We start from the raw sequence: 11,705 nt of genomic DNA on the forward strand, positions 1-11,705 counted from the left end.
AGTGACTGCAATTTGGGTAGCATGCAGGCATGGAAGAGGGGCTGCGGGAGCGGAAGAAGCGCGAGACCAGGCAGCGCATCGCCGACATCGCGATGGGGCTGTTCATGGCGAAAGGGTTCGACAACGTGACCGTGGCCGAGGTGGCGCGGGCGGCCGACGTGTCGGTGAACACGGTCTTCAACTACTTCGGGACGAAGGAGGACCTGTTCGCCGACCGGCAGGACGTCGCCGTGGACCTGCCGGCGCGGGTGCTGCGGGAGCGGGAGCCGGGCGAGAGCGTGGTGCGGGCCTTCCGCCGCGACTTCCTCGACGCGATCGCCGGCCGCGACTGGCGCTACGGGCTCAACCAGGGCGCCGACGTCTTCGCCGGGATCGTCGCCGCCAGCCCCGCGCTGGTCGCCAGGATGCGCGAGCTCCAGGAGCAACGCGAGACGGCGCTCGCGCGGGCGCTGGCCGACGAGCTGGACTCCGCGCCGGAGGACCTCTCCCCTCGGCTGGTGGCGGCGCAGATCCTCGCCGCCACGCGGCTGCTGGGGGCGTACGCGGCCGACCGCATGGCGGCGGGCGAGGACTGGGCGGGCATCGAGCCCGATCTCAGGAGGCAGGCGGAGCGGGCGTTCGACCTGCTGGAGTCGGGGCTCGGCGACCACGGCCGGCGAGCCCCGGCGGGGGCCTCAGGAGGTGACGATGGCGACGGTGAACCCGAAGGCGACGAACAGCAGAGTGAGGGCCGTTAGGGCGGTGGCGACCATGCCGCAGACGCGCCCGGCCTGGACCTGGCCGCGGTTGGCGAAGACGTAGCCGCTCCCGTCGATCTCGCGCAGCGCCGTGTTGCCCATCGACCAGGCGAACGGGCCGATGAAGAGGCACACCACCAGGCTCAGGATGCCGAGCACGAGGATGGTCGTGCCGTTGGGGTAATTGTGCACCTGGGGGCCGTAGTAGGGCGGGTCGTACGGGGGATATGACATGCGTCCTTCTATACCGCCACTGTCTTGATCATGTTGCGCCATCATGGGACGGCACCTGTTCCATTCCCCTAGGAGCATCATCCGTGCGCGAACGCACTCGTGCCGTACTCGCCCATAAGCGCTTCCAGCGTTTCATCGTCGGGGTCATCCTGGTCAACGCCGCCACGTTGGGCCTGGAGACGTTCCCACCCGTCGTGGAGCGCTACGGCACCCTGCTGACCGTGGTGGACCACGCGGCGCTCTACATCTTCGCCGTCGAGCTGCTGGCCAAGATCTACGTCGAGCGGGCGCGCTTCGTCCGCGACCCGTGGAACATCTTCGACTTCCTCATCGTCGCCATCGCCTTCGCGCCCGCGACCGGCGGCCTGTCGGTGCTGCGGGCGATGCGCGTCCTGCGGGCGCTGCGGCTGCTGTCCGTGGTGCCCAGCCTGCGCCGGGTCGTCTCGGCGCTGCTGCGCGCCATGCCCGGCATGAGCTCCATCGTGGTGCTGCTGGGCCTCGTGCTGTACGTGGCCGCCGTGATGGCCACCAAGCTCTACGGCAGCGCCGCCCCCGACCGCTTCGGGACCCTGCCGACCTCGCTGTTCACCCTCTACCAGACGATGACGGGCGACGACTGGGGCAACATCGCCAGGGAGGTGATGACCCAGCACCCGTCGGCCTGGATCTTCTTCACCATCTTCATCCTGGTGTGCACGTTCGTGATCCTGAACCTGTTCATGGCGGTCGTGGTCAGCGCCATGGACGAGGAGAGCGCCGAGGAGCGCGCCGCGCTCCAGGACGACGCCGCCGTGCACTCCGAGCTGATCCTGCGGGAGCTCGCCGAGCTCCGCAAGGAGGTCGCCGAGCTGCGGCGGCACAGCCCCGTCGAGTGAGCCGCGCGCGGGGGGCGTCGCGTGAGTCACGCGCGGGGGGCGCCGCGTGACGCCCCCCGGCCGCGGTCAACGGGAGTAGAACTCCACCACGAGCTGCTCGTCGACGGGGATCGCGATCTGCTCGCGCTCCGGCCGGCTCGTCAACGTGAAGCGCAGCTCGGCGAGGTCCACGGACAGGTACGCCGCCGTGCGCTCGTCGGCGTGGATGCCGGCGGCGGCGGCCACGAACGGCTGCATCCCGCGCGAGCGCTCCCTGACCGACACGACCTGCCCCGGCTTGACCAGGTAGCTCGGGATGTCCACCTTGCGGCCGTCCACGGCGATGTGCCCGTGGGCGATGTACTGCCGGGCGGCGTAGATCGACGGCGCGAGCCCGGCGCGCAGCACGAGGGAGGCCAGGCGGGTCTCCAGCAGTGTCACCAGCTCGGCGCCCGACGCGCCCGGCTTGCGCACCGCGAGGTCCCAGTAGCGGCGCAGCTGCCGCTCGGAGACGTCGTAGTACCAGCGCAGCTTCTGCTTCTCCAGCAGCCGCAGCCCGTAGTCGCCGGTGTTGCGGCGGTTGGTCTTGCGGCCGTGCTCGCCCGGCGGATAGGGGCGCGTCTCGAAGTAGCGGACGGCTTTCCTGGTCAGCGGGACGCCCGCGCGACGCGACAGTCGCACCTTGGGGCCGGTGTAGCGCACGTTCACCTCGATGTGATTAGGTAATCCTTACTTAGGTAAGCCTAACCTATCACTGTGTCTGTTGCCCAAGGAGGCGTCATGCTGCCGATCCCCGAGCGGGTCCGCACTCTCGCCGCGACCGCCGAGGTCGCCAAGCTCGCCGTCGACGGCGTTCCCTCGCCCGCCCGCGGCGGTGTGGACGAGCGCGGCCGTCCGGTGCTCCTCGTGCGCCCAGGCGAGACCCTGCACGGCCTGGTCGGCGACGCCGTGGTGGCGGTGAACCTGACCGCGATGCGCAGGCTCGGCGCGGCCGCGCACCCGCGCGGCCTCATCGAGGTGCAGGGCTGGGCCGAGGCCGTCCCCGAGGACGAGGCGCGCGGCGCGGCCGTGGCGGTGGCCGCGCACTGCGCGGACGAGAGCCTGTTCGAGGCACTGGAGCGGTTCGGGCGGCCGGACGCGCCCCGGCTGCTGCGCCTGGACGTGGCCCAGGTCGTCTACCTGACCGGCCAGGAGTCGGGGATGCTGGACGCCGACGACTACCTGGGCGCGGCGCCCGACCCGCTCACCGACGTCGCCGAGCGGGTGCTGGCCCACGTCAACGACTCCCACCGGCCGCAGCTCACGGCCGGTGTCTCGCGGCAGCTCGGCGAGACGGCGGGCGAGGTGTGGCTGTGGGAGCTGGACCGCTTCGGCGCCACCGTACGGGTGGACGAGTCGCTGGTGCGCTTCCCCTGGCCGCGGCCCGCGAGGTCGGGCGGGTGCCTGGAGACGGCGCTGCGCGGCCTGCTCTGCACCTGCTGACCCGCCAGGTCAGCTCCGCGTCTGCTCCATCCCGGCCAGGAGGTAGCCGAGCCCCTCGGCGAACGTGGCGTCCCACTCGGGCGCGAGACCGTGCGCGGCGAGGCCGGGCCAGCCGCCCGCCCGCTCGCGCAGGAACACGTCCACCTCCTCCCCCGCGCGTTCCTGCCAGGTGACCTGCGAGATCACCGAGCCCGTGACGAAGGCGGCCAGGCTGTGCGCGGCGCCACCGGGGGCGGGGAATCCGGCCGCGATCAGGGTCTGGAACAGGAACTCGGTGCGGGCCAGGGCGTTCGGCCCGAGGAGCGGGCGGTCGAGGACGGTCGCCGACCACGGGTGACGCAGCAGGGCCGACCGCCAGGCGCCCATGAGCGCGCGCACCGGCTCGTGCCAGGGCTCGCCCGGCCGCGCCGCCGGCAGCGGCGCCTCTCCGAAGACCGCGTCGAGTGCCAGGTCGAGGACGTCCTCCTTGGTTCTGACGTGCCAGTAGAGCGTGGTCGAGCCGGTGCCGAGCCGCTCGGCCAGCCGGCGCATGGTCAGCCCGGTCACGCCCTCCTCGTCGAGCAGCGCGACCGCCTCGACCACGATCCGCTCCAGCGTCAGCGTCTGCCTGGGCGCCCTGCGCGGGCGCGACCACACGTTCTCCACGCCGCCGATAATACGTTGTACGCCGACCGGATCGATGGTCTAGTAGTGGAACGACGATCGAGAGGGGGCGGCGGCTTGGGGCACATCGAAGTGAGCGATCTGACGTACCTGCTGCCGGACGGGCGGCCGCTGCTGCTGGAGGCCTCGTTCAAGGTGGGCGACGGGGCCAAGGCGGCGCTCGTCGGCCCGAACGGCGGCGGCAAGACGACGCTGCTGCGGCTGATCGCGGGCGAGCTGCGACCGGACGGCGGGCGGGTGGCGAGCAGCGGCGGCATCGGGGTGATGCGGCAGTTCCTCGGCGAGGGCACCGTTCACGACCTGCTGCTCGGCGTCGCGCCCCGGCGGGTGCGGCAGGCCGCCGCGGACGTGGAGGCGGCCGCCGCGGCGCTGGCCGGGCGCGACGACGAGCCCGCGCAGCTCGCCTACGCCCAGGCGCTCGCCGACTACGCCGACGCGGGCGGCTACGCGCTGGAGGTCGTGTGGGACGTGTGCGCGCACGCGGCGCTCGGGCTGCCGTACGAACGAATCGCCGGCCGCGGCCTCGGCACGCTGTCCGGCGGCGAGCAGAAGCGGCTCATGCTGGAGGCGCTGCTGCGCGGCCCCGACGAGGTGCTGCTGCTGGACGAGCCGGACAACTACCTCGACGTGCCGGCCAAGCAGTGGCTGGAGCGGGCGATCCGCGACTCGGCCAAGACCGTGCTGCTCGTCTCGCACGACCGGCAGCTGCTCGCCGAGGCGGCCGACCGGATCGTCACCGTGGAGGGGCGTACGGTGTGGGTGCACGGGGGCGGCTTCGCCGGCTACGGCGAGGCGCGGCGGCGGCGCGCGGAGCGGCTGGAGGACCGGCGGCGGCGCTGGGAGGACGAGCGGGCCAGGCTGCGCCGCCTGGCGCACACGCTGCGGCAGCGCTCGGCGCACAACGACGCGCTGGCCGGGGCCTACCGGTCGGCGCTCACCAGGCTGGAGCGCTTCGAGCGCGAGGGCCCGCCGCGCCGGGCGCCGAAGGAGCAGAACGTGCGCATGCGGTTGCGCGGCGGGCGCACCGGCAAGCGGGCCGTGACGTGCGAGGAGCTGGAGCTGACCGGGCTGCTGCGGCCGTTCTCGGCCGAGATCCACTACGGCGAGCGCGTCGGCGTCCTGGGCCTCAACGGCACCGGCAAGTCGCACTTCCTGCGGCTGCTGGCCGGCGAGCCGGTCGCGCACACCGGCGCGGCCCGGCTCGGCGCGCGGGTCGTCCCCGGATATTTCGCCCAGACCCATCTGCGGCCCGACCTGCGGGGCCGGCCGATCGCCGAGCTGATCATGGCCGAGCACGCGCTGACCCGCAACGACGCCATGGCCGCCCTCGCCCGCTACGAGCTGGCCCCGGCGGGCGGGCAGGCGTTCGAGACGCTCTCGGGCGGCCAGCAGGCGCGGCTGCAGATCCTGCTGCTGGAGCTGTCGGGGGCCACGCTGCTGCTGCTCGACGAGCCGACCGACAACCTCGACCTGGCCAGCGCGGAGGCGCTGCAGCGGGGGCTGGAGGGGTTCGAGGGGACGGTGCTGGCGGTCACGCACGACCGCTGGTTCGCCCGCGACCTCGACCGGCACCTGATCTTCCGCGCGGACGGCGGGGTGCGGGAGTCCGCCGAGCCGGTGTGGGACGCCTGAATCAGACCGGCTGGCGGCGCAGGGCGGTGACCGTCATGGTCTCGTCCACGGCCTCGGGCGCGAGCACGTGGTCGAGCACCATCACCGCGCATCCGCTGATGCCCGCCTGCGCGCCCAGCCTGCTCGGCTCGATGCGCAGCCGCCGGGTGGCGAGCGCCGTGGAGCGGCGGTAGACGACCTCGCGGATGCTCGACACCAGCGGCCCGAACGCCTCGGCCACGTCGCCGCCGAGCACCACGATCGACGGGTTGAGTATGTTGACCGCGCCGGCCAGCACCTCGCCGATGCGGCGGCCGGCCGTGCGCACCATGGCCATGGTCTCGGCGTCGCCGGCGCGGACCAGCGCGGTGACGTCGGCGATGGTCCTGACGTCCTTGCCGGCCGCGCGCAGCTCCCGCAGCAGCGCGGTGCCGCTGGCCACGGAGTCGACGCAGTCGGTGTTGCCGCAGCGGCACAGCACGCCGCCGCCGTCGAGCACGGGGATGTGGCCGATCTCGCCGGCCGCGCCGAGCGCGCCCCGCAGGATGCCGCCGCCGGCGATGACGCCCGCGCCGATCCGCGTCGACACCTTCACGAACATGAGGTCGCCGACGTCGGGGTAGAGGCCGCGGTGCTCGCCGATGGCCAGCACGTTGACGTCGTTGTCGACCAGCACGGGGACGGGGAAGCGGGCCTGGATGACCGGCGGGATCACCACGCCGGTCCACGAGGCCATCACGCGGGCGCTCTCGGTGCGGCCCTGCGCGAACTCGACCGTCGCCGGCACGCCCATGCCCACGCCGCGGATCAGCTCGCGCGGGCGGTCGCCGAGCAGGTCGTCCCAGGTGTCCATGAGCAGCGGCAGCACGACGCCGGGGCCCTCCTCGACGTCCACCTGGAACTCGCGGCCGTCCAGCTCGCGCCCGGCCAGGTCGCAGACGGCGACGCGGGTGCGGGTCGCGCCGAGCGCGGCCACCAGCACCAGGCCGCCCCCGGCGTTGAACTCCAGCCGGACGGGCGGCCGGCCGCCGGTCGAGGGAGCGTCGGTGCGCTCCACGACCAGGCCGCGTTCGAGCAGCTCGGCGACGCGCAGCTGCACCGCGGGGCGCGACAGGCCGGTGACGCGGCCGAGGTCGGCCCGCGTCACGGCCTCACCGGTGCGGATGAGGCGGAGCACCTCGCCGCTCGTGGCGAGGTTCGCGGCGGTACGACGGGACATCGGCCAAGTGAACCACACCCGCTTGTGTAATGGAAACTCCAGACTTTCTTATCTCAGATGCCAAAACTCTGCTTGTGCACAACCCAAACTCTCGTTAGTGTCCGTTGTGTCCTCGCATTGGAAGATCTTCGGAGCTCGACACCGTGTCCACCTCTCCCGCAGCAGGCCCCGTCCACACCGCTGACCTCGTCGTCTTCGGCGGCACCGGTGACCTGTCCATGCGCAAGCTGCTGCCCGCCCTGTACCACTGCGACAGGGACGGCCGGCTCTCCCCCGAGACCCGCGTGATCGCCATGTCCCGCGGCGGGCTCGCCGACGCCGACTTCCGCGGCAAGGTGGACGCCGAGGTACGCGACTCCGTCCCCGTGGACGACCCCGCCGTGTGGCAGCGCTTCCTGGGCCGGCTGCACCACGTGTCGGTGGACGTCGGCGCCCCGGGCCACCCCGGCTGGCGTCACCTGGCCGAGCTGCTCGCCCCGCACGAGGACCGTGACCGGGTGTTCTACCTCGCCAGCCCGCCCCGCACGTTCGGCCCCTTCTGCCGCGAGCTCGCCGAGGCCGGTTTGGTGACGCCGCGCTCGCGCGTGGTGCTGGAGAAGCCGCTCGGCCACGACCTGCCGAGCGCGCAGCGCATCAACGACGAGGTCGGCGCCATCTTCGACGAGCGCCAGATCTTCCGCATCGACCACTACCTGGGCAAGGAGACCGTCCAGAACCTGCTGGTCCTGCGGTTCGCCAACGCCTTCCTGGAGCCGATCTGGAACTCCCTGTGGATCGACCACGTCCAGATCACCGCCGCCGAGACCGTCGGCACGCCGGGCCGGCGCGGCTACTACGACCACGCGGGCGCGCTGCGCGACATGGTGCAGAACCACCTGCTCCAGCTCCTGACGCTCACCGCGATGGAGCCGCCCGCGCAGAACGACCGTGAGGCCATCCGCGACGAGAAGGTCAAGGTGCTGCAGGCGCTGCGGCCCATCACGGGCACCGAGGCCGACCGGTTCACCGTGCGCGGCCAGTACGTCGGCGCCGGCGACGTGCCCGGCTACCTCGACGAGCCCGGCTCGACGCCGCCCACCGAGTCCTCGCGGCGGGTGGAGACCTTCACCGCGATCCGGGCCGAGATCAGGAACTGGCGCTGGGCCGGGGTGCCGTTCTACCTGCGCACCGGCAAGCGCATGCCGTACCGGCGCTCGGAGATCGTGGTGCAGTTCAAGGACGTGCCGCACTCCATCTTCCCCGGCGGCAGCCCGAACCGCCTGGTGCTGCGCCTGCAGCCGGAGGAGGGCATCGAGCTGCACCTCATGGCCAAGGAGCCCGGCGCGGGCGAGGTGACGCTGAAGCCGGTGCCGATGTCGCTGAGCTTCGGCAAGACGTTCACCGCCCGCGTGCCCGAGGCGTACGAGCGGCTGCTGACCGACGTGCTGGCCGGCAACCCCACCCTGTTCATGCGGCGTGACGAGGTCGAGGCCGCCTGGCGTTGGATCGATCCGATCCTGGACGCCTGGCGGGCCGCCCCCGCGCTGCCCGAGCCCTATCCCGCCGGCACGACCGGCCCCGCCGGAGCCCACGAGCTGCTCGGCCGCAGCGGTCGCGCGTGGCACGAGGAGGAACTGTGAACCCCGCCAAGAACCCGCACATGAACGCCGTCGTCCAGGAGGTCACCGACCGCATCGCCGAGCGCAGCGCCGCCAGCCGGGCGAACTACCTGGCGCGGATCCGCCGCGACGGCGAGGCGGCGCGCGCCAAGGGCCCGGCCCGTGCCCACCTCGGCTGCGCCAACCTGGCCCACGGCTTCGCCGCCGCGCCCGAGGCGGACAAGCCTGCGCTGCGCGGCTCGGCCAAGCCGGGCGTGGCCATCGTGACCAGCTACAACGACATGCTCTCCGCGCACCAGCCGTACGAGACCTACCCGCCCGAGCTGAAGGCGGCGGTGCGCCAGGCCGGCGGCGTGGCGCAGGTCGCGGGCGGCGTGCCGGCCATGTGCGACGGCATCACCCAGGGCCGTCCCGGCATGGAGCTGTCGCTCTACAGCCGCGACGTGATCGCCATGGCGACGGCGATCGCGCTCTCGCACGACATGTTCGACTCCTCGCTGCTGCTGGGCGTGTGCGACAAGATCGTGCCGGGCCTGTTCATCGGGGCGCTGCACTTCGGGCACCTGCCGGCGATCTTCGTGCCGGCCGGGCCGATGACCTCCGGCCTGCCGAACAAGGTCAAGGCGCGCACCCGCCAGCTCTTCGCCGAGGGCAAGGTCGGCCGGGACGAGCTGCTGGACGCCGAGGCGAAGTCGTACCACTCCCCCGGCACCTGCACCTTCTACGGCACCGCCAACTCCAACCAGGCGCTGATGGAGGTCATGGGCCTGCACCTGCCGGGCTCGACGTTCGTCAACCCGCACACCGAGCTGCGCCACGCGCTGACCGAGGCGGCCGGGCGGCGCGCGGTGGAGATCACCGCGCACGGCGCTGAGTACACCCCGATCGGTGAGCTGGTGGACGAGCGGAGCGTCGTCAACGCCTGCGTGGCGCTGCTGGCCACCGGCGGCTCCACCAACCACACGCTGCACCTGGTCGCCATGGCGGCCGCCGCCGGGATCGTCCTGACCTGGGACGACCTCGCCCGCCTGTCCGGGGTCGTGCCGTCGCTCACCAAGATCTACCCCAACGGCCAGGCCGACGTGAACCACTTCCGCGAGGCCGGCGGCATGCAGGTGCTCATCGGCGACCTGCTGGACGCGGGCCTGCTGCACGGCGACGTCATGACGGTGGCCGGGCCGGGACTGGACCGTTACCGCGAGGCCCCCGAGCTGGTGGACGGCGAGCTGGTGTGGTCGCCGGTCACCGGCGGCAGCAAGGACCTCGACGTGCTGCGGCCGGTCGCCGAGCCGTTCTCGGCGGACGGCGGCATCCACATGGTCGAGGGCAACCTGGGCCGGGCGGTCAGCAAGGTCTCGGCGGTCAAGCCCGAGCACCTGGTGATCGAGGCGCCCGCCAAGGTCTTCGACGACCAGCTCGACCTGCTGAAGGCGTTCGAGGCGGGCGAGCTGGACGGGCAGGACTTCGTGGCGGTCATCCGCTACCAGGGGCCGAGCGCGAACGGCATGCCGGAGCTGCACAAGCTGACCCCGCCGCTGGCGGTGCTGCTGGACCGCGGCCAGCGGGTGGCGATCGTCACCGACGGCCGCATGTCGGGCGCGTCGGGCAAGGTCCCGGCGGCCATCCACCTGTCGCCCGAGGCGGCCGACGGCGGCCCGATCGCGCTGGTGCGCGAGGGCGACCTGATCCGCCTGGACTCGGCGGCCGGGACGCTGGAGCTGCTGGTGCCGGCCGAGGAGCTGGCCCGGCGCGCGCCCGAGGGCCGGCCGCTGAGCGACGCGCAGTGGGTGGGCACCGGGCGGGAGCTGTTCGCCGCGTTCCGCCGGATGGCGGGCCACGCCGAGCAGGGCGCGGGGATCTTCGGCGTGAGCGGCGCCGAGTCGCCGCACCACGGCCCGGGGCTCGGCTTCCCCGCCGAGGCCGGCGCTTCCCACCTGGAGACGGGCGTCTCGGTCGGGGCCCGTCCGGCCGGACTGCCACGGTGACGTGTTTTATGAAGGTACGGTGCTATATGTCCGCTTGGCGGACAATGACCGCTCCTCACCCAGAACGTGCTCACGATCCCCTCTGGGACTCCGTGAGCGTCCATGGCATCCTTCGGAGGATGGCGAGCGATCTTGACGCCGCCCTGACCACCGGAGGTGCGCGGTGAGTGCCTTTGACCTTCCCTGGCTCGTCGCCGACGTCGGGGGGACCAACGCCCGTTTCGGGCTGGTCACCTCGCTGGACGAGCCGCCGTCGCACGTCGCGGTCCTGGCGGGGGCCGACCACCCCACCCTGCCCGACGCCGTGGCCGCCTACCTCGGGCAGCACACGGGCGGGGCGCGGCCGGGGGCGGCCTGCCTGGCCCTCGCGGGACCGATCGACGGCGACCACTACCGGCTGACGAACTCGGCCTGGGCCGGATCCGTACGCGACCTCGGCGTGCCCTACGCCAGGCTGCTCAACGACTTCGAGGCGCTGGCCCTGTCGCTGCCGCACCTGGGCGGCGACGACCTGGTGCCGCTCGGCGGGCCGGAGCCCGCGCACGGCGTCAAGGCCGTGCTCGGCCCCGGCACCGGGCTCGGCGTGAGCGCCCTCGTGCCGACCGAGCACGGCTGGACGCCGGTCCCCGGCGAGGGCGGGCACGTCACCGTGCCGGTCGTGGACGAGCGGGAGCTGGAGGTCGTCCGGGTCCTGCGGGCGCGGGGGCTGCCGCACGTGGTGGCCGAGCACGTGCTCTCGGGGCCCGGCCTGGTCCGGCTGCACCGGGCGCTGGCCGAGGTCAACGGCGTCAGCGCGCCCGAGCTGTCGGCCGCCGACATCGTGGCCAGGCTGGACGACTCGCTGTGCGCGGAGACGGTGGAGGTGTTCTGCGGCCTGCTGGGCAGCTTCGCGGGGAACGTCGCGCTGACGCTGGGCGCGCGGGGCGGGGTCTACCTGGGCGGCGGGGTGCTGCCCAGGATCGTGGAGCGGGTGCGGGCCAGCGGCTTCCGCGCACGCTTCACCTCCAACCCTGATATGTCGGCATATTTGGAGGGCATCGGGACGTCGCTCATCGTCGCCCCGCAGCCCGCGCTGACCGGCGCGGCGGCCTGGCTCAGCCAGCGCGCCCGCCGGGAACTGGTGAGCTGAGGACGGCCACCGGCCCGTCCCTTGACCTGGGGGCGACCGCCGGTCCGTCCCTTGACCTGAGGGCGACCGCCGGTCCGTCCCCTGACCTTGAGGACGGCCGCCGGTCCGTCCCCTGACCTTGAGGACGGCCGCCGGTCCGTCCCCTGACCTTGAGGACGGCCGCCGGTCCGTCCCCTGACCTTGAGGACGGCCG

The 11,705-nt window shown here is 73.0% G+C and carries 11 protein-coding genes; 7 read left to right on the forward strand and 4 right to left on the reverse strand.

Features of this window, described 5'->3' with window-relative positions; genetic code table 11:
- Positions 1 to 29: 29 nt before the first annotated feature.
- Positions 30 to 737: a TetR/AcrR family transcriptional regulator gene (locus ABD292_RS45700; protein WP_344219120.1), complete on the forward strand. Its 708-nt coding sequence runs from the start codon at positions 30 to 32 to the stop codon at positions 735 to 737.
- On the opposite strand, the gene ABD292_RS45705 is transcribed toward ABD292_RS45700, so the two are convergent.
- On the reverse strand, positions 675 to 971 hold the full coding sequence (locus ABD292_RS45705; RefSeq protein WP_344219122.1) for a DUF4190 domain-containing protein: 297 nt from the start codon (positions 969 to 971) through the stop codon (positions 675 to 677). The two genes, ABD292_RS45700 and ABD292_RS45705, sit on opposite strands and share 63 nt — an antisense overlap.
- Before the next feature lie 83 nt (positions 972 to 1,054).
- Between ABD292_RS45705 and ABD292_RS45710 the strand changes: the two genes are divergently transcribed.
- A complete protein-coding gene (locus tag ABD292_RS45710) occupies positions 1,055 to 1,846 on the forward strand; it encodes an ion transporter (protein ID WP_344219124.1) in 792 nt (263 codons plus the stop codon).
- A gap of 66 nt (positions 1,847 to 1,912) precedes the next feature.
- Here the strand turns inward: ABD292_RS45710 and rpsD are convergent, their stop codons facing one another.
- Positions 1,913 to 2,527: a 30S ribosomal protein S4 gene (gene rpsD, locus ABD292_RS45715; RefSeq protein ID WP_344219140.1), complete on the reverse strand. Its 615-nt coding sequence runs from the start codon at positions 2,525 to 2,527 to the stop codon at positions 1,913 to 1,915.
- Between the two features lie 78 nt (positions 2,528 to 2,605).
- Between rpsD and ABD292_RS45720 the strand changes: the two genes are divergently transcribed.
- Positions 2,606 to 3,307 carry a DUF2470 domain-containing protein gene (locus ABD292_RS45720; RefSeq protein ID WP_344219126.1) on the forward strand — a complete coding sequence of 234 codons (702 nt, stop codon included), beginning with the start codon at positions 2,606 to 2,608 and terminating at the stop codon, positions 3,305 to 3,307.
- Positions 3,308 to 3,316: 9 nt separating this feature from the next.
- On the opposite strand, the gene ABD292_RS45725 is transcribed toward ABD292_RS45720, so the two are convergent.
- On the reverse strand, positions 3,317 to 3,952 hold the full coding sequence (locus tag ABD292_RS45725; protein ID WP_344219128.1) for a TetR/AcrR family transcriptional regulator: 636 nt from the start codon (positions 3,950 to 3,952) through the stop codon (positions 3,317 to 3,319).
- A 75-nt stretch (positions 3,953 to 4,027) separates the two neighbouring features.
- On the opposite strand from ABD292_RS45725, the gene ABD292_RS45730 reads away from it, so the two are divergent.
- Positions 4,028 to 5,602, forward strand: coding sequence for an ATP-binding cassette domain-containing protein (locus ABD292_RS45730; RefSeq protein ID WP_344219130.1), 1,575 nt, complete (start codon positions 4,028 to 4,030; stop codon positions 5,600 to 5,602).
- A 1-nt stretch (position 5,603) separates the two neighbouring features.
- Here the strand turns inward: ABD292_RS45730 and ABD292_RS45735 are convergent, their stop codons facing one another.
- Positions 5,604 to 6,800 (reverse strand): ROK family transcriptional regulator, encoded by a 1,197-nt coding sequence (locus ABD292_RS45735; protein ID WP_344219132.1) that lies wholly within the window; start codon positions 6,798 to 6,800, stop codon positions 5,604 to 5,606.
- Between the two features lie 143 nt (positions 6,801 to 6,943).
- On the opposite strand from ABD292_RS45735, the gene zwf reads away from it, so the two are divergent.
- The 3 genes from zwf (at position 6,944) to glk (ending at position 11,512) form a co-directional block, all read left to right on the forward strand.
- Positions 6,944 to 8,419, forward strand: a complete 1,476-nt coding sequence (gene zwf, locus ABD292_RS45740) for a glucose-6-phosphate dehydrogenase (RefSeq protein ID WP_344219134.1) — start codon at positions 6,944 to 6,946, stop codon at positions 8,417 to 8,419.
- A 20-nt stretch (positions 8,420 to 8,439) separates the two neighbouring features.
- On the forward strand, positions 8,440 to 10,383 hold the full coding sequence (gene edd / locus ABD292_RS45745; RefSeq protein ID WP_344219142.1) for a phosphogluconate dehydratase: 1,944 nt from the start codon (positions 8,440 to 8,442) through the stop codon (positions 10,381 to 10,383).
- A gap of 163 nt (positions 10,384 to 10,546) precedes the next feature.
- Positions 10,547 to 11,512, forward strand: coding sequence for a glucokinase (glk, locus tag ABD292_RS45750; RefSeq protein ID WP_344219136.1), 966 nt, complete (start codon positions 10,547 to 10,549; stop codon positions 11,510 to 11,512).
- Positions 11,513 to 11,705 lie beyond the last annotated feature (193 nt).

The organism is Nonomuraea bangladeshensis (assembly GCF_039529455.1).
Lineage (GTDB): Bacteria > Actinomycetota > Actinomycetes > Streptosporangiales > Streptosporangiaceae > Nonomuraea > Nonomuraea bangladeshensis.